The sequence below is a fragment of the Frigoribacterium sp. UYMn621 genome (assembly GCF_040549525.1).
Taxonomy (GTDB): domain Bacteria; phylum Actinomycetota; class Actinomycetes; order Actinomycetales; family Microbacteriaceae; genus Lacisediminihabitans.
Window position 1 is genome coordinate 120,044 of sequence record NZ_JBEPTM010000002.1, and the last position, 26,057, is coordinate 146,100.

27 protein-coding genes, 1 tRNA gene and 1 riboswitch are annotated in these 26,057 nt (G+C 67.8%); of the genes, 12 read left to right on the forward strand and 16 right to left on the reverse strand.

Annotated features, from left to right (window positions below; all coding sequences use genetic code 11):
* Positions 1–780 (forward strand): phosphate ABC transporter ATP-binding protein PstB, encoded by a 780-nt coding sequence (pstB, locus tag ABIB54_RS04595; RefSeq protein WP_354574357.1) that lies wholly within the window; start codon positions 1–3, stop codon positions 778–780.
* 101 nt (positions 781–881) lie between these two features.
* On the opposite strand, the gene ABIB54_RS04600 is transcribed toward pstB, so the two are convergent.
* The 3 genes from ABIB54_RS04600 to ABIB54_RS04610 all read right to left on the reverse strand — a co-directional run bounded on the left by ABIB54_RS04600 (position 882) and on the right by ABIB54_RS04610 (position 3,455).
* Entirely contained in the window at positions 882–1,712 is an 831-nt protein-coding gene (locus tag ABIB54_RS04600) for an anti-sigma factor (RefSeq protein WP_354574358.1), read from the reverse strand.
* Positions 1,709–2,314 (reverse strand): sigma-70 family RNA polymerase sigma factor, encoded by a 606-nt coding sequence (locus ABIB54_RS04605; RefSeq protein WP_502917061.1) that lies wholly within the window; start codon positions 2,312–2,314, stop codon positions 1,709–1,711. Before ABIB54_RS04605 ends, ABIB54_RS04600 begins: the two co-directional genes overlap by 4 nt.
* Before the next feature lie 511 nt (positions 2,315–2,825).
* A complete protein-coding gene (locus tag ABIB54_RS04610) occupies positions 2,826–3,455 on the reverse strand; it encodes a DNA-directed RNA polymerase subunit beta (RefSeq protein ID WP_354574359.1) in 630 nt (209 codons plus the stop codon).
* Positions 3,456–3,534: 79 nt separating this feature from the next.
* On the opposite strand from ABIB54_RS04610, the gene ABIB54_RS04615 reads away from it, so the two are divergent.
* The 3 genes from ABIB54_RS04615 (at position 3,535) to ABIB54_RS04625 (ending at position 5,696) form a co-directional block, all read left to right on the forward strand.
* Positions 3,535–3,607: transfer RNA gene (locus ABIB54_RS04615), tRNA-Lys, on the forward strand.
* A gap of 145 nt (positions 3,608–3,752) precedes the next feature.
* Complete coding sequence (locus ABIB54_RS04620) at positions 3,753–4,976, forward strand: cation:proton antiporter domain-containing protein (RefSeq protein ID WP_354574360.1); 1,224 nt, start codon at positions 3,753–3,755, stop codon at positions 4,974–4,976.
* A 66-nt stretch (positions 4,977–5,042) separates the two neighbouring features.
* On the forward strand, positions 5,043–5,696 hold the full coding sequence (locus ABIB54_RS04625) for a TOPRIM nucleotidyl transferase/hydrolase domain-containing protein (RefSeq protein ID WP_354574361.1): 654 nt from the start codon (positions 5,043–5,045) through the stop codon (positions 5,694–5,696).
* A gap of 36 nt (positions 5,697–5,732) precedes the next feature.
* Here ABIB54_RS04625 and sigK read toward each other — a convergent pair whose 3' ends face one another.
* Positions 5,733–6,338 (reverse strand): ECF RNA polymerase sigma factor SigK, encoded by a 606-nt coding sequence (sigK, locus tag ABIB54_RS04630; RefSeq protein ID WP_354574362.1) that lies wholly within the window; start codon positions 6,336–6,338, stop codon positions 5,733–5,735.
* A gap of 220 nt (positions 6,339–6,558) precedes the next feature.
* Here sigK and ABIB54_RS04635 point away from each other — a divergent pair, with 220 nt between their 5' ends.
* Positions 6,559–7,173 (forward strand): Pr6Pr family membrane protein, encoded by a 615-nt coding sequence (locus ABIB54_RS04635; protein WP_354574363.1) that lies wholly within the window; start codon positions 6,559–6,561, stop codon positions 7,171–7,173.
* A 45-nt stretch (positions 7,174–7,218) separates the two neighbouring features.
* Here ABIB54_RS04635 and ABIB54_RS04640 read toward each other — a convergent pair whose 3' ends face one another.
* The 3 genes from ABIB54_RS04640 to ABIB54_RS04650 form a co-directional block, all read right to left on the reverse strand.
* The gene (locus tag ABIB54_RS04640; protein ID WP_354574663.1) at positions 7,219–8,310 is read right to left on the reverse strand and encodes a VIT1/CCC1 transporter family protein; all 1,092 of its coding nucleotides are present in this window, start codon (positions 8,308–8,310) and stop codon (positions 7,219–7,221) included.
* A gap of 175 nt (positions 8,311–8,485) precedes the next feature.
* Positions 8,486–9,424: an aldose 1-epimerase family protein gene (locus ABIB54_RS04645; protein ID WP_354574364.1), complete on the reverse strand. Its 939-nt coding sequence runs from the start codon at positions 9,422–9,424 to the stop codon at positions 8,486–8,488.
* Positions 9,425–9,433: 9 nt separating this feature from the next.
* On the reverse strand, positions 9,434–10,246 hold the full coding sequence (locus ABIB54_RS04650; RefSeq protein ID WP_354574365.1) for a DeoR/GlpR family DNA-binding transcription regulator: 813 nt from the start codon (positions 10,244–10,246) through the stop codon (positions 9,434–9,436).
* 96 nt (positions 10,247–10,342) lie between these two features.
* Here ABIB54_RS04650 and galT point away from each other — a divergent pair, with 96 nt between their 5' ends.
* From galT to ABIB54_RS04665, 3 genes are read left to right on the forward strand one after another with little or no spacing between them, the layout of a single operon-like run.
* Positions 10,343–11,449, forward strand: coding sequence for a galactose-1-phosphate uridylyltransferase (galT, locus tag ABIB54_RS04655; RefSeq protein ID WP_354574366.1), 1,107 nt, complete (start codon positions 10,343–10,345; stop codon positions 11,447–11,449).
* A 5-nt stretch (positions 11,450–11,454) separates the two neighbouring features.
* Positions 11,455–12,612, forward strand: a complete 1,158-nt coding sequence (galK, locus tag ABIB54_RS04660; protein WP_354574664.1) for a galactokinase — start codon at positions 11,455–11,457, stop codon at positions 12,610–12,612.
* Between the two features lie 27 nt (positions 12,613–12,639).
* Positions 12,640–13,392, forward strand: a complete 753-nt coding sequence (locus ABIB54_RS04665) for a hypothetical protein (protein ID WP_354574367.1) — start codon at positions 12,640–12,642, stop codon at positions 13,390–13,392.
* Here the strand turns inward: ABIB54_RS04665 and ABIB54_RS04670 are convergent.
* The 4 genes from ABIB54_RS04670 to ABIB54_RS04685 all read right to left on the reverse strand — a co-directional run bounded on the left by ABIB54_RS04670 (position 13,377) and on the right by ABIB54_RS04685 (position 18,045).
* Positions 13,377–14,021 (reverse strand): pyridoxamine 5'-phosphate oxidase family protein, encoded by a 645-nt coding sequence (locus ABIB54_RS04670; protein WP_354574368.1) that lies wholly within the window; start codon positions 14,019–14,021, stop codon positions 13,377–13,379. The two genes, ABIB54_RS04665 and ABIB54_RS04670, sit on opposite strands and share 16 nt — an antisense overlap.
* A 29-nt stretch (positions 14,022–14,050) precedes the next feature.
* Positions 14,051–14,926, reverse strand: a complete 876-nt coding sequence (locus tag ABIB54_RS04675; protein WP_354574369.1) for a bifunctional methylenetetrahydrofolate dehydrogenase/methenyltetrahydrofolate cyclohydrolase — start codon at positions 14,924–14,926, stop codon at positions 14,051–14,053.
* Positions 14,927–15,077: 151 nt separating this feature from the next.
* Positions 15,078–16,382: a serine hydroxymethyltransferase gene (gene glyA / locus ABIB54_RS04680; protein WP_354574370.1), complete on the reverse strand. Its 1,305-nt coding sequence runs from the start codon at positions 16,380–16,382 to the stop codon at positions 15,078–15,080.
* Between the two features lie 45 nt (positions 16,383–16,427).
* A riboswitch (ZMP/ZTP riboswitch) is annotated at positions 16,428–16,513 on the reverse strand.
* 206 nt (positions 16,514–16,719) lie between these two features.
* Positions 16,720–18,045: an MFS transporter gene (locus ABIB54_RS04685; RefSeq protein WP_354574371.1), complete on the reverse strand. Its 1,326-nt coding sequence runs from the start codon at positions 18,043–18,045 to the stop codon at positions 16,720–16,722.
* A gap of 61 nt (positions 18,046–18,106) precedes the next feature.
* On the opposite strand from ABIB54_RS04685, the gene purU reads away from it, so the two are divergent.
* Positions 18,107–18,967: a formyltetrahydrofolate deformylase gene (purU, locus tag ABIB54_RS04690; protein WP_354574372.1), complete on the forward strand. Its 861-nt coding sequence runs from the start codon at positions 18,107–18,109 to the stop codon at positions 18,965–18,967.
* Between the two features lie 167 nt (positions 18,968–19,134).
* The gene (gene pdxH / locus ABIB54_RS04695) at positions 19,135–19,773 is read left to right on the forward strand and encodes a pyridoxamine 5'-phosphate oxidase (protein ID WP_354574373.1); all 639 of its coding nucleotides are present in this window, start codon (positions 19,135–19,137) and stop codon (positions 19,771–19,773) included.
* Here pdxH and ABIB54_RS04700 read toward each other — a convergent pair.
* Genes ABIB54_RS04700 through ABIB54_RS04720 form a run of 5 tightly spaced genes read right to left on the reverse strand, consistent with a single transcriptional unit; the run spans position 19,770 to position 24,412 of the window.
* A complete protein-coding gene (locus tag ABIB54_RS04700; protein WP_354574374.1) occupies positions 19,770–20,684 on the reverse strand; it encodes a PfkB family carbohydrate kinase in 915 nt (304 codons plus the stop codon). The genes pdxH and ABIB54_RS04700 overlap by 4 nt on opposite strands.
* Positions 20,681–21,670, reverse strand: a complete 990-nt coding sequence (locus tag ABIB54_RS04705) for an ADP-ribosylglycohydrolase family protein (RefSeq protein ID WP_354574375.1) — start codon at positions 21,668–21,670, stop codon at positions 20,681–20,683. The genes ABIB54_RS04700 and ABIB54_RS04705 overlap by 4 nt, the downstream gene beginning before the upstream one ends.
* Complete coding sequence (locus ABIB54_RS04710; RefSeq protein ID WP_354574376.1) at positions 21,667–22,392, reverse strand: GntR family transcriptional regulator; 726 nt, start codon at positions 22,390–22,392, stop codon at positions 21,667–21,669. Before ABIB54_RS04710 ends, ABIB54_RS04705 begins: the two co-directional genes overlap by 4 nt.
* Positions 22,392–22,931 (reverse strand): cysteine hydrolase family protein, encoded by a 540-nt coding sequence (locus tag ABIB54_RS04715; RefSeq protein ID WP_354574377.1) that lies wholly within the window; start codon positions 22,929–22,931, stop codon positions 22,392–22,394. The genes ABIB54_RS04710 and ABIB54_RS04715 overlap by 1 nt, the downstream gene beginning before the upstream one ends.
* On the reverse strand, positions 22,928–24,412 hold the full coding sequence (locus ABIB54_RS04720) for a purine-cytosine permease family protein (protein ID WP_354574378.1): 1,485 nt from the start codon (positions 24,410–24,412) through the stop codon (positions 22,928–22,930). Before ABIB54_RS04720 ends, ABIB54_RS04715 begins: the two co-directional genes overlap by 4 nt.
* 119 nt (positions 24,413–24,531) lie before the next feature.
* On the opposite strand from ABIB54_RS04720, the gene ABIB54_RS04725 reads away from it, so the two are divergent.
* A complete protein-coding gene (locus tag ABIB54_RS04725) occupies positions 24,532–24,924 on the forward strand; it encodes a YrdB family protein (protein WP_354574379.1) in 393 nt (130 codons plus the stop codon).
* A complete protein-coding gene (gene nagA, locus ABIB54_RS04730; RefSeq protein ID WP_354574380.1) occupies positions 24,921–26,054 on the forward strand; it encodes an N-acetylglucosamine-6-phosphate deacetylase in 1,134 nt (377 codons plus the stop codon). The genes ABIB54_RS04725 and nagA overlap by 4 nt, the downstream gene beginning before the upstream one ends.
* The last annotated feature ends 3 nt before the right edge of the window (positions 26,055–26,057 follow it).

The window sequence follows — 26,057 nt, forward strand, 5'->3', positions numbered from 1 at the left end:
GTGTCCAAGCGCATCGAAGTCAATGATCTCAACGTGTACTACGGCAAGTTCAAAGCCGTGGAAGATGTGACTCTGACGATCGAACCCCGCACGGTCACTGCCTTCATCGGCCCGAGTGGCTGCGGCAAGTCGACATTTCTCCGCACTCTCAACCGCATGCACGAGGTCATCCCGGGGGCGCGAGTGGAGGGCGAGGTGCTGGTCGACGGAAACAATCTCTACGGGCCGGGAGTCGACCCCGTGCTGGTGCGTCGCCAGGTAGGCATGGTCTTCCAACGACCGAACCCGTTCCCCACCATGTCCATCCGCGACAATGTGCTCGCCGGCGTCAAACTCAACAACCGCAGCATCTCCAAGAGCGACGCCGATTCGCTGGTCGAGAAGTCCCTGCAGAGTGCGAACCTGTGGAATGAGGTCAAGGATCGCCTCGCTCTTCCGGGTTCGGGACTCTCCGGAGGCCAACAGCAGCGTCTGTGCATCGCTCGCGCGATCGCGGTGCAACCCGATGTGGTGCTCATGGACGAGCCCTGCTCGGCGCTCGACCCCATCTCGACCCTCGCCATCGAAGACCTGATCGAGGAACTGAAGCTCGACTACACCATCGTGATCGTGACGCACAACATGCAGCAGGCCTCACGGGTGTCGGACCGCACCGCGTTCTTCAACATCGCCGGCACCGGCAAGCCGGGCAGGCTCATCGAGTACAACGACACCAACACCATCTTCTCGAAGCCGAGCGTGCAGGCGACCGAAGACTACGTGTCCGGCAAGTTCGGATAGCCGGTCTCTAAACGATCGCTGAGCGACCTGCGCTCGCAAATCGATCTACGCAGCAGATCGATCGACGCAGCCACCGGTGCGCGTATGGGGGCCCGGAGGCGTCAGGCGCTGGGGACCGCCACGATCGGCGCGGTGGTCGGCGTCTTGGAGCCGCCACTCGGTTCGACCGTGATGCCGAGGGTATCGCCTTCGGTCATCGCTCCCGCGAGCACGCTCACGGTCCTGCCGGATGACGCGGCGTCGAAGATCCCCGCCGGTGTCGCGTTCGAGGCCTTGTCGATGTACCAGAGTTCGTAGGTCTTGCCGCCATCGAGTTTCGGGAGCTTGTCGATCACCACTGCGGACTTCTTGAGGCCCACGGACCAGACGAAGGTGGCCTTGCCGCCACCGGAGACATCCGCCTTGGCCTGCTGGTAGTCACTCGCCGACACGATGGCCGAGATGGCCGCCGCCTGCTGCTGGGACTCGTTGCCCGCAGACAGCCCGAGGATGTTGCCTCCGACGAAGAGCGCGACCGCAGCGGCCGCAGCCACCAGGATCGACGCCGGCCGGGTGAACCAGCGAGCGGTGGCCTTCGTCGACGCCCCCGACGGCGTGCCGAGGCTCGCCGTGCGGATGGCTTCCGCGGAGGCATCCTGCTGCGGGGTGGTCGCCGCGGGTACCGCGGTGAGAGTCGGACGCACCGCCGGAAGCGGGGCGAGCTGGGGGGTCACGGCGATCTGGGCCATGAGGCGGGCCTTGAGGTCTGCCGGGGGCGCGACCGGGTCGGCCGAGAGTCCGATCAGCACCGCTGTGTCCGACAATGAAGCCACCTCCGCCCGTGCCTCTTCGGATGTCAGCAGGTATGCCTCGAACCGAGTCTTTTCATCGCCCTCAAGTGCGTTCAACGCGTAAGCGCCGCTGAGGAGGTGTAGTTCTTCGCGGTCAGTCACGATGCCACCCCCAATTCGTCACGCAGGCGGATCATGCCGTCGCGCAGTCGCGTCTTCACCGTGCCGATTGGCACGCTGAGCATTGCCGCCACTTCACTGTGGCTGTAGCCGCCGTAATACGCAAGGGTGACAGCCTGGCGCTGCAGTTCGGTCAATTGCGACATGGCTTCCTTCACCCTCTCGTGTTCAATGGTCGTTTCTACCGTGTCCGCCACATTGTCGTAGTCGGAAACGTAATCCCTGATGCCGATCTTCACGTCACGATCGCGACCGGACTGAGATGACCTGATGCGGTCGACCGCGCGTCGGTGAGCCATGGTGAGGATCCAGGTGGATGCCCCGCCCTTGCTCGGTTCGTACCGGGACGCGTTCTGCCAGATCTCCAGGAACACTTCCTGGGTCACTTCTTCCGATTGCGCGTGATCCACGAGAAGCCTGCGGATCAGCCCGAACACTCTCGGGGAGATCTCGTCGTACAGTGCTCCGAAAGCCGCCTGATCGCCGCCCACGATTTGCGCGAGCAGAGTCTCTTTGGTCGCAGGTTTGTCCATGGACTCGTAGTCCTGGCTGCGGTCGGTTTCACGGGGCACGAGCTTAAGCATCGCAAACAATCCGTGTGATCGTGCGCGGCACCGAAAATACACTCACGTTGAGCGTGGATTTCGGCACCTCGATGTTGAGTTGTGCGTCACCAGCGCAGCCGGAGCGGCTTCGATTCGCTTCCGAGGCCGTTCCGTCTGTGCGGGTCACAATGGGAGTTCGCAACCGATGGCGAATCGGATTGGTCTGTGGCGGATTGTGTGGCGGATTCTGCGGCGAATCCGATGGATTCGCGGCATCCCCCCGAGAACGGAGGGGTGCCAGGCCGCAGAAACGCCTCTCGGCGCTAGGCCGCTCGAAGCGGCGAATATTGGAGCCCGGGGTTACTGCGGCCCGGCGGTGGCCCTTTCGAGCCGTTGACGAGTGTACCCGCCGACACTGGATGCTCGCACTCCGGTGGGCGGCACAATCGCGTCGGCGCCATCCATCGTCGAGTTGCGCTCTTCTGCGGGTCAGCCGGCGCGCGAACCCACAAAAGGATGCAACTCGCGAACCTCCGTGGCCGGGGAGGCGTCAGTCGAGCGAGCCGGCGCGCCAGAGCTTGGCGCAGGAGACGAACTCCGTGGCCGTCTGCGAGAGGCGGAGGGCACGGGTGGTGAGTTCGGATGCTCGCTCCGGCGAGGTGAGATCGGAGTCATCCGCAACGCTGGTGGCACCGAGCGCGGTGATGCGGCAGAAGGCCGCCGCGCGGTCGAGGGCCACGCCGAAGTCGCCCTGGAAGAGACCACGCAGAATCTGGTCGGCGAGCGCGATGATCTCCGCGGGGCCGGTCGGGGCGGTCGCGCCGGCCACGACGGGATCGATGGTGGTCGCGATCTCGGTGCCCCGCTGGAACAAGTAGGCGATGCCCTCGGCATCCTGCCGCACGAGAGCACGCATGAGGTAGATGCGCCAAAGCGCCCCGGGCAGGCTGCGCGGGCTCGCGCGCGCCCAGAGTTCCGCGACTGCGTCGATGCCATGCTCGTCGGTGAAGGCCACGAGCCGGTCGACGACCCCCTGGTCCGAGCTCTGCCGCACGCGACTCAGCAGCGCGCCGGCGGTCTCGTGGGCGACGCGACTGATCTGGGCTGGGTCTTCCCCGCCAACGAAACTCTCGAACTTGGCGCCCGAGAACTGGGTCGGTTTGTGGAACTCGTCGGTCATCCGATAAAGCCTAAGCGAGCGGATGCCGCGCTGCCCTCTCGTTCGCCGGTCGCGCAATCCACGCTAGATTTAACGGCAGGGGCCTCTAGCTCAGTTGGTAGAGCATCGGACTTTTAATCCGTGGGTCGTCGGTTCGAGCCCGACGGGGCCCACCCCTGGCTGCTGTGTTTCGGCGGAGATGTCACGAGGGAGACCAGTCAGCATGCCACCCACCGATCGAACAGCGATTCGTCGCCGGGAGCGGCACGGCGCTGGAGGCCCGGCGGCCGGCTCCGTCGCACGGGATGGGCGGCAGCGATGATCCTCAGCTTCGGTCTCGTCCTGGTCGCCGCCATCCTCATCTCCGGCCTCGCCCACCGCACCGTGTTGTCGACCGCAGTGGTGTTCCTCTTCGCCGGGTTCCTGCTCGGCGACGGCATGGCCAACGTCATCACGCTCAAGGCCGGCGACCCGCAGGTCACCCAGATCGCCCAGATCGCGCTGTTCGTGGTGCTGTTCACCGACGGCCAGCATCTGGCGGTGCGCGACCTCGCCCGGGCGTGGCGCCTGCCCGGGCGAGCGCTCCTTCTCGGGATGCCGCTCACATTCCTCATCACCACCGTGCTCGGAGTCACGCTTCTCCGTTTGCCGCTTCTCGAAGCGCTGCTGATCTCGGCCGTGCTCGCCCCCACCGACCCTGTCTTCGCCTCGGCGATAGTGGGACGCACAGAGATCCCGGCACGAATCCGCGGACTTCTCAACGTCGAATCCGGACTCAATGACGGGCTGGCACTGCCCGTCGTGCTCGTACTGGTGGCTGCGGTCGGAGGACCCACCGTCGAACCGTTCGTGCTCGCACTGGAGCTCGTGGGCGGAATCGCCCTCGGGGTCGTCGTGCCCCTTCTCGTTTCCCTTCTGCTGCGCATCCGATTCCTCACCACGACCCCGCTGTATGCGTCCCTCGCGCCCGTCGCAATCGCGATCATCATCTACGGCGTCGCGGAAGCCACCGGGGCGAATCTCTACCTGGCAGCCTTCTCCGCTGGCATAACCATCGCCAGCGCAGCTCCGGCCCTGAGGGACGCCTTCAGGGAGTACGGCGAGTTCATCGCCGAAAACGTCAAGCTGGTCGCCATCTTCGTCTTCGGTGCTCTCATCACTCCGAGCGTGCTCGGGGACGTGTCACTGGCCGGCTATCTCTTCGCGCTGCTCACCCTGATCGTCGCCAGGCCCATCGCGGTCGAGCTGGCGCTGATCGGCAGCAAATTGCCCTGGCAGGAACGAGCGACAGCCGCCTGGTTCGGGCCCAAAGGATTCGCTTCAGTGCTCTACGGCCTGCTGGTGCTGGAGAGCGGGAACCCCGATTCCGAGCACCTCTTTCACCTCATCGTTGTCGCCATCTCACTCTCGATCGTCGCTCACTCGTCAACCGACGTTCCGATCGCCAGCTATTTCGGGCGGATCACCACGGCGCAACACAAGACCTCCGCAGAGGCCGGCTCCCCTTCGATCGCTCCTCCCGGGCCTCCGCAATCCGAATAGGCCCCCTTGCCTCCGCACGGCCGCTCCTCATCCGCTCCCGTTTCACCGGGCTGCGAGACTGGGGCCATGCATGACATGACTCGGTTCCGCGACGCCGCGGTCTCGTGGGCGGCCGCGGGTGCCGATGCGGATGCTGCAGCCGAGATCCTTCGCGGGCTCGCCGGGCGCGTTGCGACGGTCGTGCTCGTGGAAGGGCAGAGTGACGCGATGGCGGTCGACACCTTTGCGAACCGCCTGGGCCGGGACCTCGAACTCGAGCACATCAGCATCGTGCCGGTCGGAGGCGCCACCTCCGTTCGCCGGTTCCTCGAGCCCTTCGGCCCTGCCGGGCTCGATCTGCGGCTCTCCGGGCTCGTGGATGCCGCGGAGGAACGCTTCTTCCGCCAGGCGGTGCAGGGCTCCGACCGTCATCCGGAGCTCACCCGCGATGAGATGGAGCAACTCGGCTTCTTCGTCTGCGTACCCGACCTCGAGTTCGAGCTGATTCGCGCGATCGGCACCGATCGCACGATCGAGGTGATCTCGGAAGAGGGGGATGCGAGAGCCCTGCGCAGCTTCCGGAACCAGCCGGCGCAGCGCGCACGGGCCCTCGAGCACCAACTGCACCGCTTCATGGGGACCACCAGTGGCCGGAAGTCCCGGTACGCGATCGCGCTGGCGTCTGCCATCGACCTCTCGCGCATGCCCCGTCCGATCGGGGCACTTCTCTCGTTCGTGTGAACGCTCGGCCCCGCCGGGATGGGAGGCATCCCTCGGTCAGGCGAGTGTGCTCTCGGTGGTCGCGCCGATACCCAGTTCGTCTCGCAGCCGGATGAGGGCTTCACGCAACCGGGACTTGAGCGTGCCGACCGGGATCTGCAGGCGGGCGGCCAGCTCCGGGCCGGTCAGCCCCTCGAAGTAGGTCATCGAGATCGCATCGCGCTGGATGGCGGTGAGGCGGGCCATCGCCACCGACACTCGCGCAGACTCGACCGAGAGCTCCCCCGCCTCGGAGACGGGGTCGAAGTTCACTTCGCGGTCACGAACTCCGACACGCAGGTCTCGATCCCGGCTGGCCTGTGACGCGCGCACGCGATCGACGGCGCGGCCATGGGCCATCATCATGATCCAGCTCACCGCGGAACCCCGTGCAGCGTCGAACCGGGACGCCGACCGCCACACCTCGAAAAAGACATCCTGCGTCACCTCCTGGGACAGCCCGTCGTCCACCAGTGTGCGTCGGATCAGGCCGTGAACGCGGGGAGCCACAGCGTCATAGAGCTCGCGGAAGGCCCCGTGATCTCCGGCTGCGACCCGCACCAGCAGGCCGTTGGCATGGGCCCGGGATGCCGCGGCAGTCTCGTCGTGCTCTGATTCAGCCATGGGCTCCGTCTTTCGAAGTCGTTGGAGAGGAGCTGACGGTTTCTGGGGCAGCGATCTGTAACGTTACGGGCAGAACCGGATTGGTGCGCAGGGCTTGACCCGGCCGGCACGACTGTGCGAGTGCTCAGTTGTCGCGCCTCGGACTCGGCCGTCCGATTGCGCGATACGCTCGATCCAACTCGCGGCAGGGAGCCGCGCCCCATCAGATTGGCGACTATCAGTGAAGCAACTCTTCGGGCTCTTGCGGTTGGTGGCCGGGCTCGCGATCCTCGCCGCTATCGTCGGGCAGTTCGCCTACAGCGCTGAGCGCGCCACGATCAACCCGTTCAACTTCTTCGGATACTTCACCATTCAGAGCAACATCATCACGATGGTCGCCTTTCTCGCCTCGGCGTACTTCATCTTCAGCCGCAAGAAGCAGCCCAGCTGGGTGATCTCCCTGCGGGCCGTCGCGACGACGATCATCGTGATCGTGGGGATCGTCTACAACACCCTGCTCGCCGGTGCCTCGCTCGCCGGCTCGTTCGACCTGCGCTGGTCGAGCAACATCCTGCACATCATCATCCCGATCTACGCGCTGGTGGACTGGGTGTTCTTCGCCGACCGCAAGAAACTGCCGTACAACCGGCTCTGGATCGTGCTGATCTATCCGGTGGTCTGGCTGGTCGTCATCCTGATCCGCGGTGCCACAGACGGCTGGGTGCCCTATCCATTCCTCAACCCGGCGACCGGCTACGCGTCAGTTGCCGCGTATTGCGTCGCGATCTCGGTCTTCACAGTGCTCTTCGGGCTCGTGGTGTTCGCACTCAGCCGCGTGCGCATCCTCAAGCCTTAGGGCCATTCCCGGGGGCCGCGGCGAGAATCTGTCCGCGGTGCACCGCTAGCCGGTCGAGGTGCCGAAGAGCAGGCCGAGCAGGTAGGTGACGGCCGCCGCGCCATAGCCGATGCCGAGTTGGCGGAGGGCGCGACGCAGCGGCGGTCCGCCGGAGAGCAGGCCGACGACCGCGCCAGTGCCGAGCAGGGCCAGGCCGACGAGCACCGCCGCGACTAGGAGAGCCGCGATCCCCTCGAGCCCCAGGAGGTACGGCAACACCGGGATGACCGCGCCGGAGGCGAAGAAGCAGAAGCTCGAGATCGCGGCGCCGAAACCCGTACCGACGGCTTCGTGCCTGTCGACGGGAGCTTCCTGGTCGGCGAGGCTGTGATCCTGAAGCACCTCGGCTGCCCGGGTGGCAGCGTCACCCGGTGTCATACCGCGCGCCCGGTAGACGAGTGCGAGTTCGTTCGCGTCGACGTCGAGGTGTGGGAGGGCGCTGTTGCTTTCGGGATCGGGGGTGGATGCTTCGAGCAACTCCCGCTGGGACCGCACCGAGACGTACTCCCCCGCCCCCATCGACAGGGCGCCGGCGAGGAGTCCGGCGATGCCCGCGAGTAAGACCACATGGTTGGGCACGCCGCTCGCGCTGATGCCGATCACGAGAGCGAGGTTGGAGACCAGCCCGTCATTCGCGCCGAAGACGGCGGCGCGGAAGGTGCCGGAGAGCCGGTTGCGCCCGCGAGCGGCGAGACCGCGCACCACCTCGGCGTGGATCCGCTCATCGGCGGCCATCGCGGGGGTGGCATCCGTATCCGAGTCGTAGGGCGAACGGGCCTCGGCGCGCTGCGCGAGCGCGAGCACGAAGACCGACCCGAACCGACGCGCGAGAAAACCGAGTGAGCGGGTGCGGAAGTCTCCGCGTCGTGGCTTGCCGACCTGGTCACCCAGCAGGTCGAACCAGTGCTGTTCGTGGCGACCCTCCGCTTCGGCGAGCGCCAGCAGGATCGCCCGCTCTTCTCCGGAGCGACGGCCCGCGAGATCGCGGTACACCGAGGCTTCGGCCTTCTCGTCGGCGAGGTACTGGCGCCAGCGACGGAGGTCGGACGGGGTGGGGGCAGCGGGGGACGATGGCGGGCGCGTGTCGCTCACGGGGATCCTTTCGGTCTCGAAGAATCCGCGGGTCTCGCCGGAGTCTCCTGTGGGACCGAAGGTCTCGTTCGCCGAAACGACGGCATTCGTCACTTCGGTGGGGTACCGGGCCGGTCGTCGTGACCCGCCAGTATGTCGATACTCCCGACTACACCGTTCTAACCGACCCGGTGCGAGGGAACTACTCCCCTTCGTTCCCTCCAGAGTACCGGATGCCCCAGGAACCCGACCAGCTCTCGCCCGGATCGAGCCACTTGAGGCCCTGGCCGCTATTGAAGGCGTTCGGTGGTGCGGTCATCGGTTCCACCGCGATCGCCGTCGCAAGCCCTCCATTCCGGGGAAAAATGCGCGTCGTGAACACCTGCACGTAGCCGAAGTCGGACTCCTGCCACAGCTCCACGAATCGGCCGTCCGGTGCGGTGAGCCGGTGGCGGCTCACGCCGTCCACAGAGGTCACACCACCGAAGGCATCGTCCAGGTCGAGGCCGGCCACCAAGCGACCGGCGCGCAGGTCGTACGCCGTGCCGTCGACGCTCGTCTCCCGGATCGGGTTGAGCCGGTCATCCGTCTCGAAACGGGTGCCGGCTGCTACCGCGAGCGTGAGCTCGTAGGTCGGCACCTCGCCGATGCGCAGGAACGGATGGGTTCCCACCGCATAGGGCGCGCGGTCCCCGCCGACGTTCACGACACCGTGGGTCACGCGGATGCCGTCGTCGACGAGTTCGTAGCGCACCGTGGTGTCGAGGGTGAACGGGTACCCGCGGGTCGGGTGGACTGTCGCCGCCAGGGTCACGGCCTCCGCGGAGCGGTCCACCACCGCGTACGGGCGGTCACGAAGGAGCCCGTGAAGGGCATTGTGCAGTGGGGGCTCGGTGATGTCCAGCACCTGGGCCGCGCCCTCGTGGATCCACAGGCCGTCTCGCACCCGGTTCGGCCAGGGCACGAGCACGGTGCCGTCGCCGAAGGGCGGCACCACGTCTTCCCCGTAGGGCTCGGTGAGTTCTACGCCGCCGATGGAGAGCACGCGAAGCGATGCCGCGACCTCGGTGATCACCGCGATCGCCTCGCCGTGTGGAGTCGACTTCGAGAGGGCGAATTGGTCTCCGGTGGGGGCACGCATGCGGTCAGCCTAGCGAGCCAACAGGATGTGCAGTCCCGCCGCCTCGAGCATCGCCAGCGCGCTCGCATCGGCTTCGCTTCCGGTGATGAGGGTGTCGACCTCGCCGATCGGGGCCACGCGGCTCTGCTGGGTGACCCCCAGTTTGGCGCTGTCGGCCACCACGATGCAGCGGGCGGAGGCCTCGAGCATCCGCCTCTTGAGGTCGGCCTCCGGCAGGTTGACGTTGGTGATTCCGGATGCTGCATCCACGCCACTGCACCCGATGAATGCGAGGTCGGCGCGAATGCGGTCGAACACCACCCCGGCGAGCGGGTCGACGAGCGAGTGTTGCAGCGGTCGTACCGTGCCACCGGTCACGACGACCGTGAACCGTGGGATGACCGGCTCGAGCAGCAGCGCGATGTTGAGCGCGTTGGTGATCACGACCACACCCTGCAGATCGTCCCGATCGAGGAGGGCGGCGGCGATCGCCGTCGTCGTGGTCCCCACGTCGAGCACGATGGTCTGGTGCGACCGAACGAGCGAAGCGGCCGCGCGGCCGATCCGTGCCTTCTCCAGCGAGGACGCGAGCATGGACTGCTCGAAGGGGCGCTCGGGCCCCGGCGGCCGGCCGGCCGTGGGGCTCCCGGTCACCGCACCCCCGTGCACGCGCTGAAGGGCGTTGCCGTCGGCGAGCGCATCGAGATCCGCTCGGATCGTCACCTCGGAGATGCCGAAGAGCTGGCTCAGTTGTGCCACCTTGGCGAATCCGCGCTCGTCGACGATGGACAGGATCTGCTCGCGCCGCGCCGCCGCCGGCGGTCGGGAGCTCGAGTCTGTCATGCGCTCATCTTCGATTACTTGCGTTTTCTTGTCAAACGCCGGTAACGTTTTGGTGTTTTCGAAACTCCGTCCGTGCATCCTCCCCAGAGAGTCGCCATGTCATCGATCGTCTCACGCGAATTCCGGCTGGCCGATGGGCGGCAGCTCATCTACTTCGACGACGCCGATACCCTCCTCAGCCCGCACCGCGCCCCGGATGCCCGCCACCTCGATCCGCGACCGGACACCGCGTCCATGCGCCAGGATCCGCTCACGGGGGAATGGATCTCGATCGCGGCCGCCCGCCAGAACCGGGTCTTCCTGCCGCCGGCGGACCAGGATCCGCTCGCCCCGGCGAGCGCGAACAACCCCTCGGAGATCCCGGATGTCTACGACGTCGCCGTGTTCGAGAATCGGTCGCCCAGCTTCGGCCCCGGGATCGCGGCACCGTTCGAGGCCGGCGAACTCACCCGCATCGGTCTCGGTCGCAGCCTGCCCTCGATCGGTCGGTGCGAGGTCGTCTCCTTCGGGCCGGAACACGAGGGAGCCTTCGGCAGCGTGAGCCGATCGCGGGCGCGCACGGTGATCGAGGCCTGGGCAGAGCGCACAGCGGCGCTGTCTGCGCTGCCGGGCATCCAGCAGGTCTTCCCCTTCGAGAACCGCGGTGAGGCCATCGGCGTCACCCTGCGGCATCCGCACGGCCAGATCTACGCCTATCCCTACATCACTCCGCGCACGACCCGGTTGATCGAGTCGATCGCCAGCTTCGGTCCCGGCCTGTTCGCGTCCATCCTCGAGTTCGAGTCGGCCTCCGACCGGGTGGTGCTGCGCGGCGAACACTGGACGGCGTTCGTGCCGTTCGCCGCCCGCTGGCCCATCGAGGTGCACATGCTGCCGCATCGCCAGATTCCGGACTTCGCCGCCACCTCGTCGGAGGAACGCGACGAACTGGCGGGCCTCTACCTGCGATTGCTGCGCGGGATCGACGAGCTCTACGACACCCCGACGCCGTACATCGCTGCCTGGCACCAGGCGCCGGTCGCGACCGGGCGTGACGACATCCGTCTCATGCTGCAGGTCACCTCGCCGCGCCGCGCGGAGAGCAAGCTGAAGTACCTCGCCGGATCCGAGGCCGCCATGGGCGCCTGGATCGGCGACGTGACCCCCGAACAGACCGCCGCCTTCGTGCGCGACGCCCTCACCCGAGTAAAGGACCCCCAGTGACCTCGATCGATATCCGCGACGACCTGCAGGCGAAGTTCCTTGCGCTCTACGGCTATGAACCGGCGGGGGAATGGTCGGCCCCGGGGCGCGTGAACCTCATCGGGGAACACACCGACTACAACCTCGGCTTCGTCCTGCCTTTCGCCATCAACCGTCGCACCTTCGTCGCGCTCGGGCTGCGGGAGGACCGCGTCATCCGGGTCGCGAGTTCGTTCTCCGACGAGGTCGTCGAGATCCCCCTCGCCGAGCTCTCCCCCGGCGCCCTGCACGGCTGGAGTGCTTACCCGCTCGGCGTCGCCTGGGCGCTCAGCGGGCACGGCGCCGACCTCTCCGCCGTGCCCGGGGTCGACATCTTCATCGAATCGGATGTGCCGGTCGGCGCGGGACTCTCCTCCTCTGCCGCCATCGAGAGCGCCGTCGCCATCGCCCTGAACGACGTGTGGCGGCTCACCCTTTCGCGCCCGGTTCTCGCCCAGGTGGGCCAGCGCGCCGAGAACGAGGCTGTCGGAGCACCCACCGGGATCATGGACCAGACCGCGTCCCTGCTCGGCCAGAAAGACTGCGCCGTGTTCCTCGACTGCCGGAGCCTCGACTCGGAGATCGTGGACCTCGGCCTCGAGGCGGCCGGTCTCGTTGTGCTCATCATCGACACCGGCGTCAGCCATCAACACGCCACGGGCGGCTACGCCGAGCGGCGGGCATCCTGCGAACTCGGAGCACGGATGCTCGGGGCACAGTCCCTGCGCGATGTGACTGTTGCCGACCTCCCCCGCGCTCGCGAGATCCTCGACGACGTAACCTTCCGCCGCGTTCGCCATGTGGTGACCGAGAACCAGCGAGTGCTCGACACCGTCGAGGTGCTGCGCGACCTCGGACCCGCCGGCATCGGCGATCTTCTCGATGCCTCGCACCGGTCGATGCGCGACGACTTCGAGATCTCCGTTCGCGAGCTCGATCTGGCCGTCGAGACGGCACAGGCGAACGGGGCTATCGGCGCACGGATGACCGGCGGCGGGTTCGGCGGGGCGGCCATCGCCCTCATCCGCTCGGATGATCTTTCCCGCCTCCAGGTTGCGATCGACGGCGCATTCGCGGAACATGGTTTCGGTCAGCCTGATACCTTCGTCGTGACGGCCGCGCAGGGAGCATCGCGCGAGAACTGATTCCCCCCGAGCACGCAGGAGCCAGCAGTGAGAGCCAAGTCGATCCTCGGTGCGAGCACCGGTGCCCTGCTCGTGGTGCTGCTCGCCGGCTGCGCGGGCTCGTCGACGAACGCCGGTCCGACCACACGGCCATCGGCGTCCCCGAGTCCCTCGGCCAGCGCGAGCACTCCGGCAGCGCCGAAGGACGTGCTGTTCACCATTTCGGCGAATGTGCGGGATAAGACCGGCAACACCATCGCGATCGAACTCGTCGCCCACAATCCGCTGCCCTACAGCGACAGCGGCGCCAAGTCCCTTGTCAACGAATTCGTGAGCGCCTGCGGCACGGGGGTCGGCGCCACCCCGGTCACCGCCGACACGCTGGCTGCCAACGGCAGCATCCTGCTGCAGATGGACCTCGCCTCGAGCACCAACGGCAAGCAGTTCGTCTACCCGATCGACGTCACGCTCGGCAACGTCTACTTCGGCCAGTCGGTGGTCGGCAAGGGCATCGCCCCGACGGACACCGCGCATCCCTGCTCGAGCGGCTTCATCTGGACCACCTCCGGCAGTGGCCGCGCCATCGCCGACTTCGAGAGCGGCAACCCGGGCCCGGACCTCACCAGCTGGAAGTACGCACTGTACGGCTTCAGCGTGCCGGCGGATTCGCAGTCCACCATCGAGGCGTGCAAGGTGACCCTGACGGATGCCGCGAAATCGACGGTCGCCGACGTGGCCGGCTGGGACCCGAGCCAGGCCGCAACGGGCTACGCCTGCACCATCGGTTACGTCGGCGAGTAGCCGCAGGCGCGCTCACTGTCGAGCAGTGCGCGCACGGATTCCGGCTGAGGGATGCCCGCGGCGAGGTCCGGCGAGGCGATGGCCGTCTCGTACCCGGTGCGGAGCGGCAGGATGCCAGCCCAGGCCGCGCCCGCGACATCCGCGGGACCGTCCTCTGGCCAGCCGTCGGACACCTTGAGCGTCCACTCGTCGATGGTCAGGCGCAGCACTAGGGTCGCCGCGAGCTCCTTCGCCGAGTGCGGACGCAGTTCGGCCACCCGTCCCGGGATGAGCCCCTCGGTGACGAGGTCGAGGGCGGCAGCCTTGCCCGCCGCGGTGTCGGCCACCGGGGCGCAGCGGCCGAATATCACGGCGCTGCGATAGTTCATCGAAGACTCGAAGGCGGAACGCGCCACCACGAGAGCGTCGAGAGCGGTCACCGAGAGCGCGACAGGGATGCCCGTCGCCAGCAGTCGCAACCAGTGTGAGCCGGAGGATCCGTGCAGCAGGATGTGCGGACCATCCGCCACGATCGCGATCGGGAGCACGCGCGGCCGGCCGTCTTCCACGAAGGCGAAGTGCCCGACCCGCGCGTCTCGCACGAGGGCGCCGAGCGCCTCGAGATCTGGTGCGACGAACTTCTCGGGCATTCGACTCGGTCGACTGCGCGCGGTGTCGCTCACAGCCGTTCGGCCGCCGCGACGACGTTGTACATCAGCATGGCGCGCGTCATCGGGCCGACCCCGCCGGGCACCGGCGAGAGGAATGCGGCCACCTCGGCGACCGCCGGATCGATGTCGCCGATGAGCTTCGCCTTGCCGGTATCCGGGTTCATCACGCGCGTGATTCCCACATCGAGCACCGCGGCCCCCGGCTTCACCCAGTCGGCCTTCACGAGGCCGGGCACACCGACAGCCGCGATCACGATATCCGCTCGACGCACTTCGGCCGCGAGGTCGACGGTGCGGGAGTGAGTGAGCGTGACCGTCGCATCCACCCCCTTGTTCGTCAGCAGCAGGCCGAGCGGGCGGCCGACGGTGAGGCCGCGACCGATCACGACCACGTGCCTTCCTGCTATCGGCACGTCATAGCGCCTCAGCATCTCCACGAGACCGGCCGGGGTGCAGGGCAGCGGCGAATCCAGGTCGCCACCGACGCCGAGCACGAGCCGTCCCAGATTCGTGGGATGGAGCCCATCGGCATCCTTCGCCGGGTCCATCAACTCGAGCATGGCGTTCTCGTCGATGCCGGCGGGCAGCGGCAGCTGGATGATGTAGCCGGTGACCGCAGGATTCTCGTTGAGGCCGCGGATGGCCGCCCGCACCTCGTCCTCTGTCGCCTCGGCCGGAAGGTCCACCCGGATCGACTCGATGCCGAGCTCGAGGCTGTCGCGATGCTTTCCGGCCACGTACGACAGCGATCCGGGATCGCTTCCGACCAGCAGGGTGCCGAGACCCGGGTGGATGCCGCGGGCCTTGAGCGCCGCAATGCGGCCGACGAGCTCGTTCTTGACTGCCGTCGCGGTGGCGACGCCGTCCATGCGTACCGCGGTCATGACTTCTCCTTCACGTTGGTTGCGATGCCCCCGGTCTCGACACGGGCGCTCCTTCGTCGCGTCCTACTCGACCAGCACCTGCCGGTCGAGTAGGCCGCCCGCGGCCGTGTCGAGACCCGCCGCCGTAGATCTCGACGCGGGCACCAGCCGATCAGGCCCAGGTGCCGGGCGAGACGAGGCCCGGGTAGAGCGGGTAGCCGTCGGTGAGTTTCAGCACCCGGGCGCGCAGAGCCTCGACATCCGGGCTCGGCTTGAGTGCCGCGGCGATGATGTCGGCGACCTCGGTGAACTCCTCGTCGCCGAATCCGCGGGTCGCGAGCGCCGAGGTTCCGATGCGCACTCCACTCGGTGTCATCGGCGGACGCGGGTCGAACGGCACCGCGTTGCGGTTGACCGTGATTCCGACCGAGTGCAGGATGTCCTCGGCCTCCTGGCCGTGGATCGCCGCGTTGCGAAGGTCGACGAGCACGAGGTGCACATCGGTGCCGCCGGTGAGCACGTCGATACCGGCTGCCGTGGCGTCAGCGGCGACGAGCCGCTCTGCGAGGATCTGCGCCCCGCGGATGGTGCGCTCCTGGCGGTCCTTGAATTCGGGCTCAGCGGCGAGCTTGAATGCCGTCGCCTTGCCTGCGATCACGTGCATGAGGGGGCCGCCCTGCTGGCCGGGGAACACGTTGGAGTTGATCTTTTTCTGCAGGTCGAGATCGTTGTTGAGGATGAAGCCGGAGCGAGGCCCGCCGAGGGTCTTGTGCACCGTCGACGAGGTGACATGCGCGTGCTGCACGGGGTTCGGGTGGAGCCCGGCGGCGACGAGCCCGGCGAAGTGGGCCATGTCCACCCAGAGAGTGGCTCCCACTTCGTCGGCGATGGCGCGGAATGCCGCGAAGTCGAGCTGGCGCGGGTAGGCACTCCAGCCGGCGATGAGCACGTGGGGACGGGTCTCGAGCGCCTTCTCGCGCACGACATCCATGTCGATGAGGAAGGTCTCCGGGTCGACCCCGTAGGCGTGCGCCTCGTAGAGCTTGCCGGAGAAGTTGAGCTTCATGCCGTGGGTGAGGTGGCCGCCGTGGGCGAGCTCGAGGCCGAGGATGCGATCGCCCGGGCTCGCGATCGCCGCGAGCACCGCCGCGTTGGCGGATGCCCCGGAGTGCGGCTGCACGTTCGCGTAGGCGGCACCGAAGAGGCTCTTCGCGCGGGAGATGGCGAGGCTTTCCGCGACATCCACGAACTCGCAGCCGCCGTAGTAGCGGCGACCCGGATAGCCCTCGGCATACTTGTTCGTGAGGACCGAGCCCTGCGCCTCGAGCACCGCGCGGGGGACGAAGTTCTCGCTGGCGATCATCTCGAGGGTGCCGCGCTGGCGATCGAGCTCCTGCTCGAGAACGCGGGCGATCTCCGGATCGACGCCACTGAGCGGCGACGTGAAGCTGCGGGGTGAATTGACACTGGTGGACATCTGGATGACTCCTCTTGGCACGACCGGATTGATGAAAAGGTTATCCGGTTCGGCCCAGGCGAACGGCCGAAACGTGGAGGCACGTCACTCCCTGATGGATGCCCATCCGAACGCCAGTTGTGACGACTTCGATTGTACCCGGCAGTGGGACGGTGCGCACCTGGGAAGCTTCTCCAGAGGATGCCCCGTCGACGGGTTCCCTCGCCCCCGCCCTCGCCCTCGCCCCCGCCCTCGCCCCTCGAGTTGCACTCTTTTGCGGGTTACCGGCCGAGGACACCAGCACAAGAGTGCAACTCACGCCGGAGCCACCCGAGAGACCGGGGCCTCCGGAGGGACGTCAGTGGTCGAGCACGCGGCGCGGAGGGCGTTGCCGCAGCACCAGTTGCGAGACGATCACGAGGGCGATCGACAGCACGAGGATGCCGGCGTAGACGAAGGGCAGCGATCCAAGACCGAGGGTGCCGAGCAGCAGCGAGCCGAGGAGAGCGCCGCCGCCGATCCCCACGTTGAAGGCAGTGGTGTAGAACGCACTCGCCGTGTCCCGGATGCGCGCGGGGGCCGCGTGCAGCATCCGCGTCTGAAGCAGGGGCGGAACGACCCCGATCGCGAGGCCCCAGAGGAAGAACGCGGGGAGGGATGCGGCAAGCACCCTCGGTTCGAGACCGAGCACGAGCACCGAAGCCAGCAACACGACGAGGGCGATGACGAGTCCGAGGTTGGGCCGGCGCCCGAGCACGAAGGCGACGAGTACGAGCGAGAGCACCCCGGCGATTCCGTAGGCGAAGAGTGCGGGGCTCACCGCGGAAGCATCCAGGCCCACGGCACGCGTGAGATAGGGCGCGATGAAGGTGTAGAAGCAGTATTGGCCGATCATGATGATGGCGGCGATCACGCAGACGAAGACGACAGCCATGATCGAGTGGTCGCGCCGCGGAACCGTCGAGGCGCCGAATCTCCCGTCGAGCACGGTGATGCCGCCGGTCGCCGTTCCGACCACTGCGGCGCCCGCGAGATGGTCGACCCGGGGCAGGAACCGGTACACGAATCCGGCACCGACGATGAGGAGGGCGCCGAGCACGAAGAAGCTCGCCCGCCAGCCGATGGCCTGGCCGAGGGCTGTGCCGATCGGCACCCCCAGCACGAAGGCGAGCGAGCCGCCGCCGAGGGTGATGGAGACGGCGCGTCCGACCTGATGCTTCGGCACCAGGTAGGCGGAATAGGCCCCCACAACCGACCAGAACACACCGTGGGCCAGCCCGCCGAGCACCCGGGAGGCGACGAGCACGGCGTAGTTGGGGGCGAGGGCCGTCGCCACGGTGCTCACCGCGAGCACCAGCAACACCGACACCACGAGCGCGTGGCGAGGAACCCGGCGGAGGAGGCCGGTGAGTGGCGCGCTCGACAACACGACGGTGAAGGCGAACACCGACACCGTGGCACCGATGAGGGATTCGCTGACGCGCAGATCCGCGCTCATCTCCGGCAGGAGTCCGGTGGGCAGCATCTCGGTGGTGACGCTGAGGAAGATCGCGACCGCGACGGTCACGAGGGCGAAGTAGGGAAAGGGGGCTGTCGTTCGTGGCGCGGTCATGAGACCGGTAGTCCGTTCGAGGAAGAGGTGGAACGTCTCGCCGTCCGCGGGAGGCCGCGGCTCATGCGGCATCCCCTCCAGAGTACGGCCATCTCTTCGCCGTGGGGCGCAATGGAGGCAATAACCTAAGCAGATGACCTCTGCGCTGTCGACCCACTGGGTGCTGACCCTCGTCTGCTCCGACCGGCCGGGCATCGTGCACGCGATCAGCGGCGCCATCGTCACCGCCGGTGGCAACATCACCGAGTCGCAGCAGTTCTCTAGCGCCGACACCGGCACCTTCTTCATGAGGCTGCAGGTGGAATCCGCGGTGACCCGTGAGGCATTCGAGGCGGCGATCGTGCCGGTCACCGCCCACTACGACGCGACCTGGAGCCTGGATGTCGTCGGCCGGCCCCTGCGCACGCTAGTGCTCGTCTCCAAGGCCGCCCACTGCCTCAACGATCTGCTCTTCCGCGAGCGCGCCGGTCAGCTTCCGGTTGAACTGCCCCTCGTTCTCAGCAATCACCCGGATCTCGGCGGCCTCGCCGAGTTCTACGGTGTTCCGTTCGAGTCGCACCCCGTGGCATCCGATGGCCAAAAGCTCGCGTTCGAGGATCGTGTTCTCGATGCGGTGGAGCAGTTCGATATCGAGCTGGTGGTGCTCGCGCGCTACATGCAGATCCTGTCTCCGGCCCTCTGCGAGCGTCTGTCGGGGCGCATCATCAACATCCACCACTCCTTCCTTCCGGGCTTCAAGGGCGCGAATCCCTATCGCCAGGCCCATGCCCGGGGCGTGAAACTCATCGGGGCGACCGCGCACTTCGTGACCAGCGACCTCGACGAGGGTCCGATCATCGAGCAGAACGTGGTGCGCGTCGACCACTCCCGCACGCCAGCAGAGCTCGTGGCCATCGGCCAGGACGAGGAATCCCGCACACTCACCCAGGCGGTGAAGTGGTTCGCCGAGAATCGCGTGCTGCGGGATGGCGCCCGCACGATCATCTTCAAGTAGGCGCCCGCTCCTCACCGCCCCGCGATTGGCATAACTCCTGCACTTCGCCGAAGCGCGTCGGTTGCCGCCCGAGAACGGGGGGCCGGAGCCGCCCCGCCGCTCAGATTGCAGGAGTTGCGCACAACGGAGACCGGAGGGATGCCAGCCGGGGTGCCTAGGATCTGCACATGAGCTCACTCGAACGACACACCGACTACGGATCGACCGGCCTCACGGAGTCTGACGTGCTTCGGGACCCGATGGCACAGTTCGCGGACTGGCTCTCCGCCGCTGAGGACGCGGAGATCTTCGAGCCCAACGCCATGGTGGTGAGCACCGTGGATTCCGACGGCACGCCGAGCAGCCGCACCGTGCTGCTCAAGGGCCTCGACGGCGAGGCCTTCGAGTTCGTCACGAACTACCGGTCGCACAAGGGGCACGCGCTGTCCGCGCATCCGGCAGTTTCGCTGCTCTTCCCCTGGTACCAGCTCACCCGCCAGGTGATCGTGCGGGGCGTCGCCCACCGCACGGATGCCGCCACCTCCGACGCGTACTTCGCCGCCCGCCCGCACGGCTCCCGACTGGCCGCGCTCGCGAGCGAGCAGTCGGAGCCGGTCGCCTCACGCCGGGTTCTCGAAGATCGGATGCGCGAGCTCGAGTCACGCTACCCGGAGGGGTCGATCGTGCCACGCCCCGAGCACTGGGGCGGATTCCGCGTGATGCCGAGCACAATCGAGTTCTGGCAGGGACGCACCTCGCGCCTGCACGACCGGCTGGTCTTCACCGCCGTCGAGGGCGGGTGGACGCTGGAGCGACTGCAGCCCTAGCCCGCGCCATCGAGCAGCCGCTGCACCTCTGCCGCGGTCGGAGCGGTAGCGGGGCCGCGCCGGGTGACCGCGATGGCGGCACAGGCGTTCGCTCTGCGCGCCGCAGCCCGCGGTGTCTCCCCCGAGGCGAGTCCGGCGAGAAATGCCCCCGTATGGGCATCGCCCGCACCGCTGGTGTCGACGGCCTCGACGGCGAAGCCCGCAACGAATCGAGCCTCGTCCTGCACGACGAGACACCCCTGCGGCCCGAGCCGGATGACGACCGCGCGCCAGGTCTCGCGCAGGGCCGTCGCGGCGGCAACGGCATCCGCCGCACCGGTCAGCGACAGGGCCTCCCGCAGGTTGCAGCTGAGCCAATCGACGCGCCCGGCGACGGTGGCGAGCGCCTCCGCGGGGATCGCGGTCGCGAGCGGCCCCGGATCCAACAGAACCGTGTGCCCGGAGCCGATCCCCGCGATCCACGGGGCAAGCACGCGGGCGTTCGTGTCTTCGAGCAGGCCGTAGCCCGAGACGTGCACGAGGTCACCGGCACCGAGGCTGATGCTCGCCAGCTCGCGGGCGGTGAGCCTCGCCTCTGCTCCGAACACCGTGACGAAGGTGCGCTCGCCCTCGTCGTCGACCAGGGCGATATCGAAACCCGTGTCGGCGTCCGGCGAGGGATCGAGCAGCACCGAAATTCCCTCGCCGCTGAGGGCCGATCGCACCAGGTCTCCATGAGGTCCCACCCCGTGAGCGCCGCCGTAGACACCCTCGAGGCCCTGCCGAGCGGCCGCCACCAGCGTGTTGAAGGCTCCTCCCGGTGTGCTGCCGGTGTCACGGGCGAGCACATCGCCGCCTCGTTCGGGAAGCGCCGGGATGCGCAGGGTGACGTCCACGATCACGTTGCCGACGCTCACCAGCCGCATCGTCATCGCAGCGCCAACAGGCCATCGGCGACCGACTCGAGGTCGAGTGCGTTCACCACCCGCACCATCTCGCGCGCTTCAGCGGGGAAGGCCGCGGTGCCGGAGATCGCTCCCCCGATCGCTCCGGCCATCGCGGCGACGGTATCGCTGTCACCGCCGAGCGAGGCCGCGGCGCAGACGGCCCGCCAGGGCTCGTACGGGAAGGTGGCGAGGATCCCGAATGCGACCGGCACGGACTCCTGCGTGGCGAGACTCGTGCCGATGACCTCGTAGAGGCGGATGAGGCTGGCATCGGGATCGGCGGGATCGGCCAGGTCGATCGCGAGACGGATGCGCGCCGAGACATCCGCCGCAGCGACCCAGTACCCCCGGCTCGCACCCAGCCGGGCCGCCTCGATCGCCGCGCCGAAGGCTTCGTCCAGGTCGGCGCCGTCGACGCCGGCGCTGATCGCGGCGGCGACCGCGCTCGCTCCGGCTATGGCGACGCCCGTGTTGTGCGAGACGAGGCTGGTCGCCGCGACGAGGTCGACCAGCGTGTCAATAGGCTGCCATCTGCGGAGGATGCCCACCGGCGTGACCCGCATGGCGGCACCGTTCGTCGTTCCGAACCGCCCGGCGGTGGCGAGCGACTCCCCGTCGAGGACTGCGCGAACAGCGCGCGTCGTCGACGGTCCGAGAAGGTCGAGCGAACCACGCTCGCGCATCTCGTCTTCCCACCTCACCAGAGCGGCCGCGAAGATCCCCGGATCCACCGTGCCGCCTCCCGCGATGAGAAGCCCGGCGAGCAGGAGCGCCTGCTCGGTGTCATCGGTGATGTGGCCGGCGGGGAGACCACCGGCGAGCGGATGCCCGGGATCGGCGGCCCGAAAGCCGTCGATGATGCCGTAGCGGCCGGCGATCTCCGCGCGTGACATCTGCTGGGTCGGCATGCCGAGGGCATCGCCGATCGCCAGTCCGTACAGGGCTGCGATGGCGTGGTCGCGGGCGGTCACTCGTGGGCCGAGAACTGGAAGTGGAGGCTGAAGTGAGCGGGATCGAGCAGGCTCTCCACGTGCTCCACGAGCTCGCCGACCGCGTTGCGTGTCACGCACCGTGACCAGAGGAACGCCGCCCCGGGTGCGCGATCCAGCAGTACGGCCTCCGTCGAGTCGAGCATCCGCACCTCCACCCACTGCTCGCCGGTTGACGCGACGAGGTCGCACTCGAGCAGCATTCGGGTGAGCGATCCCGCGGCCTTGCCACCCGCGACCGCTTCGGCCACCCGCGATGTCGCCCGCACCCGCGACCGCTCGTAGGAGATCACCGGGCCGTTCACGATGGAACGCAGGCGATCGATCGCGATGAAACTGTCGCTCGGCTCCCCGAGCGACGACGCGAGCGCGGCATCCTGCACCGGCTGCGCGCTGACGACCCGCACCGTCGTTTCGAGCCCCTGCTCCTGCAGGGCCCGCGCCCAGCCGAGCCTCACGTTGAGCGGTCGGCCATCGTAGGTGACGAAGGACCCCTTGCCAGAGCGGGTGCTGATGAGCCCGGCCCGGCCGAGCTCCGTGAGGGCCGCGCGCACGGTATTGCGGCTCACCGAGAACCTCTCGGCGAGGGTGGTCTCCCCGGGCAGCTGCAGCCCGTAGGGCACCTCCCCCGTGCGGATCTCCCCGGTGAGAATGCGGGCGATCTCCTCATGTTTGAGACCGGAGACCCGCGCGCCGCCGACCATCAGGACATCACGGCGTCAGCGCTCGTGACCTCGATCAGCGGGCCGTAGAGCGCCATCGCGTCGAGAGCGCGCTGGTGGTCCGCCGCGCTCAGCCCGGCACACGCGTCCTGCGCGACAAGCACGCGCACCCCGGCATCCGCGGCAGCGAGAGCCGTCGAGAGCACGCAGCAGTCGGTCGAGACGCCGGCGAGCACCACCGCCGCATCCGGTCCGATGATCGTGGAGAGTTCATCGCCCCACTTGCCGAAGGTCGTGCGCGAGATCACCGGATGATCCGTGCCCGAGAACGCCGGCATCAGCTTGTAGAGCGGATCGCTGTGGTGCACGAGCGCGAACGGCCACAGCTCGTAGTAGGGCACCCAGGCACCGGTCGGATGCTCGGGCGCGATGAACCGCGTGAGCACGACCCGCTCACCGAAGTGTTCGACGAGGCGCTCGACGGTCGGTTCGATCGCCGCGTAGCCGGGGGTGAACCAGGCGCTGCTCGGATCCCCGAACACCACCTGCATGTCGATGATGACGAGCCAGGGGCCGTTCATCGCACGAGGGTCTCGACGGGTTCCTCGATCGGCAGTGCCTCCTGGCGGCGGATGGTCGCCCGGCTGAAGACCACGGTGCCGAGGAAGCCGACGAGCAACGACAGCAGAACCCCGAGGTTGGCGTAGGACCAGTCCTTCGCGAGACCGAGCGGGCCGAGGAAGTAGCCCTGCCAATTGAGCCACGGCACATCTGCGGTGGCCACGACGAGTCCCCAGCCGAGACCGGTGCCGACGACGATGAGCAGGATCGGCACCCAGCGCACGTCACCGTAGCGCCCGGTGGTCGAGTAGAGCTCCGCCTCCGCGTAGTCCTTGCGGCGCAGGATCACGTCGGCGACCATCACCCCGCACCACGCCGCGACCGGCACTCCGAGGGTGATGAGGAAGCCCTGGAATGGACCGATGAAGTTCGTCGCGAAGAAGACCACCACGATCGCGCCCACGATCATCACCACTCCGTCGATGCCGGCTGCGGCGAAGCGCGGGATGCGGATGCCCGCGCTGAGCAGGGCAAGACCGGAGGAGTAGATGTCGAGCACCGCTCCCCCGACGAGGCCGAGCACGGCGACGAGCGCGAATGGAATCAGGAACCAGACCGGGAGGATCGACGTGAGCGCGCCGATCGGGTCACCACTGATCGCGTCGCTCAGTTTGGAGGACGATCCGGCGAGCAGCAGTCCGAACACCACGAGCACGATCGGCGCGACGGCGGCTCCGAACGTGGTCCATCCGACGACGGCGGAGCTGCGGGTGGACCGCGGGAGATAGCGGGAGTAGTCCGCCGCAGCGTTGACCCAGCCGAGGCCGAAGCCGGTCATGACGAGCACGAGAGCGCCGACGACAGCCTGGGGCTGGCCGGCGGGGATGGCCGCGATCTTCGCGAAGTCGATGCTGGGCAGCGCGAGCACGATGTAGACGACGGTGAGCACGCCGGTGATCACGGTGATCCACACCTGCAGTCGCATGATGAAGTCGATGCCGACGATTCCGGCCACCACGATGAGAGCCGCGATCACGATCAGTGCGACGATCTTCGTCGCTATCCCGCCGTCGAAGCCGAGTTCGGTGAACACCGTGGAGGTCGCGAGCACGGCGAGGGCCGTCAGCGCCGTCTCCCAGCCCACCGTGAGCACCCAGGAGAGCACGGCGGGAACCCGGTTTCCCCGCACGCCAAAGGCCGCCCGGCTGAGCACCATCGTGGGGGCAGAGCCGCGCTTGCCGGCGAGCGCGACGATGCCGCAGAGCAGGAAGGAGACGACGATGCCGACGAGGCTGACGAAGGTCGCCTGCCAGAACGAGATGCCGAAGCCGAGGATGAAGGATCCGTAACTGATGCCGAAGACCGAGACATTCGCGCCGAACCAGGGCCAGAACAGGCTGGACGCCTTGCCCTTTCGTTCGGACTCCTGAATCGTGTTGATGCCATTGAGCTCGATGCCCCTGGCGTCGCGCAGCTCTCGTGGGGTGTCGGTGGTGCTCACAGAATTCCTCCGGTTCGTGGTGACATCGCTCAGACTGCACCTGTTCAGACCTGTTCAGTCCGTGAGCACACGCTAGTGGCCTCGGCTCCGGCCTGTCAATGCATCGCTACTCTGGGGGTGTGACAACGTCAGGGACAGTTGCGGTACGAATCGGGCCGAACGATGTGCTTCGCTTCGCCCTCGAGCTTTTCGCCCTGTTCTCCCTCGGATTCTGGGGATACATCGCCTGGCCGTTTCCGTGGCCCGGGGTGCTCTTCATGGTCGGTGCTCCCCTCTTCGCCGCCGTGGTCTGGGCCCTGTTCCGATCCCCGAAGGCGGTGTTCCCGCTCGACGTCGTCGGGCGAAGCCTGGTGGAGATCTTCGTGATGGGGGCCGCCGTCGCCGTCTGGTTCATGATCGGATACCCCGTGGTCGGCGTCGTCTTCGGGGTTCTCGCCGCGACCAGCGGCGTCATCGCGGGCCGCGCGGAGATCGCCGCGGAAGTGACAGCACAGGAAGCAGAACGACGATGACCACCCTCTTTCACAGTGCCCGCAAGCTGGATGCCCACGGCCAGGTCGACGACTTCTGGGCGCTCGTGCGCGGCGACACGATCGAATCCGTCGGCTCCGGACCGCAGCATCCGGAGGCAGACACCGAGGTGGACGTCGACGGTCGCTGGTTCGTGCCCGGTTTCATCGACATCCACGCCCACGGGGGAGGAGGGCACTCCTTCGACAACGGCGGGGAGGAGATCTCTGCGGCGCTCGAGGCTCACCGCGCCCACGGCACCACCCGCTCGGTGATCAGCCTCGTGGCCAATCCGGTGGCACAGTTGCGCGAGAGCCTCGGCGTGATCGCCGAGCTCGCGGCATCCGATCCACTCGTGCTGGGGTCTCACCTCGAGGGGCCGTTCCTCTCCTCCGATCGCCGGGGTGCCCACAACCCGCAGTTCCTGCTCGACCCCCTCCCGTGGGCGGTCGACGAACTGCTCGGTGCCGCTCGCGGAACCCTGCGCCAGATCACGATCGCGCCCGAGCGCGAGGGTGCTCTCGAGGCGATCGACGTGCTCGTGGAGAATCGCGTGACCGTGGCGGTGGGGCACACCGATGCCGGGTTCGACCTCACCCGCGAGGCCTTCGACCGCGGAGCGCGCCTGCTCACCCACGTCTTCAACGCCATGGCGCCGATCCACCACCGGGCGCCGGGACCGATCATCGCCGCCTTCGAAGACAAACGGGTGACCATCGAGCTCATTCTCGACGGCCTCCACGTGCATCCGGATGTCGCGGCTATGGTGTTCCATTCGGCACCCGGCCGGGTCGCGCTCGTGACCGACGCGATGGCCGCCGCGGCATCCGACGACGGGGACTACCGCCTCGGTTCCCTCAACGTGACGGTGAAAGACGGCCTCGCCGTGCTGTCGGGCACCTCGACCATCGCAGGCTCCACCCTCACCCAGGATGCGGCGCTGCGCTGCGCGATCCAGGCGACCGGGATCTCACCACGGGATGCGGTCGCCGCCCTCACCATCACGCCCGCCGCCGCGCTCGGCTACGGGCACCGCTTCGGGTATCTGGCTCCCGGCTTCGCCGCCGACGCGGTGCTGCTGGATCACGAGTGGCAGGTATCAGAGGTCTGGGCGGCCGGCGCGAAGCTGTAGGCG

Bases quoted from the DNA above. Each gene is read 5' to 3' on its own strand.
- ABIB54_RS04605 (WP_502917061.1), bottom strand. From the start codon at position 2,314: ATGCTTAAGCTCGTGCCCCGTGAAACCGACCGCAGCCAGGACTACGAG.
- ABIB54_RS04610 (WP_354574359.1), bottom strand. From the start codon at position 3,455: ATGACCGACGAGTTCCACAAACCGACCCAGTTCTCGGGCGCCAAGTTC.
- ABIB54_RS04620 (WP_354574360.1), top strand. From the start codon at position 3,753: ATGATCCTCAGCTTCGGTCTCGTCCTGGTCGCCGCCATCCTCATCTCC.
- ABIB54_RS04625 (WP_354574361.1), top strand. From the start codon at position 5,043: ATGCATGACATGACTCGGTTCCGCGACGCCGCGGTCTCGTGGGCGGCC.
- sigK (WP_354574362.1), bottom strand. From the start codon at position 6,338: ATGGCTGAATCAGAGCACGACGAGACTGCCGCGGCATCCCGGGCCCAT.
- ABIB54_RS04645 (WP_354574364.1), bottom strand. From the start codon at position 9,424: ATGCGTGCCCCCACCGGAGACCAATTCGCCCTCTCGAAGTCGACTCCA.
- ABIB54_RS04650 (WP_354574365.1), bottom strand. From the start codon at position 10,246: ATGACAGACTCGAGCTCCCGACCGCCGGCGGCGGCGCGGCGCGAGCAG.
- galT (WP_354574366.1), top strand. From the start codon at position 10,343: ATGTCATCGATCGTCTCACGCGAATTCCGGCTGGCCGATGGGCGGCAG.
- ABIB54_RS04670 (WP_354574368.1), bottom strand. From the start codon at position 14,021: ATGCCCGAGAAGTTCGTCGCACCAGATCTCGAGGCGCTCGGCGCCCTC.
- ABIB54_RS04675 (WP_354574369.1), bottom strand. From the start codon at position 14,926: ATGACCGCGGTACGCATGGACGGCGTCGCCACCGCGACGGCAGTCAAG.
- glyA (WP_354574370.1), bottom strand. From the start codon at position 16,382: ATGTCCACCAGTGTCAATTCACCCCGCAGCTTCACGTCGCCGCTCAGT.
- ABIB54_RS04685 (WP_354574371.1), bottom strand. From the start codon at position 18,045: ATGCCGCATGAGCCGCGGCCTCCCGCGGACGGCGAGACGTTCCACCTC.
- purU (WP_354574372.1), top strand. From the start codon at position 18,107: ATGACCTCTGCGCTGTCGACCCACTGGGTGCTGACCCTCGTCTGCTCC.
- pdxH (WP_354574373.1), top strand. From the start codon at position 19,135: ATGAGCTCACTCGAACGACACACCGACTACGGATCGACCGGCCTCACG.
- ABIB54_RS04700 (WP_354574374.1), bottom strand. From the start codon at position 20,684: ATGACGATGCGGCTGGTGAGCGTCGGCAACGTGATCGTGGACGTCACC.
- ABIB54_RS04710 (WP_354574376.1), bottom strand. From the start codon at position 22,392: ATGGTCGGCGGCGCGCGGGTCTCCGGTCTCAAACATGAGGAGATCGCC.
- ABIB54_RS04715 (WP_354574377.1), bottom strand. From the start codon at position 22,931: ATGAACGGCCCCTGGCTCGTCATCATCGACATGCAGGTGGTGTTCGGG.
- nagA (WP_354574380.1), top strand. From the start codon at position 24,921: ATGACCACCCTCTTTCACAGTGCCCGCAAGCTGGATGCCCACGGCCAG.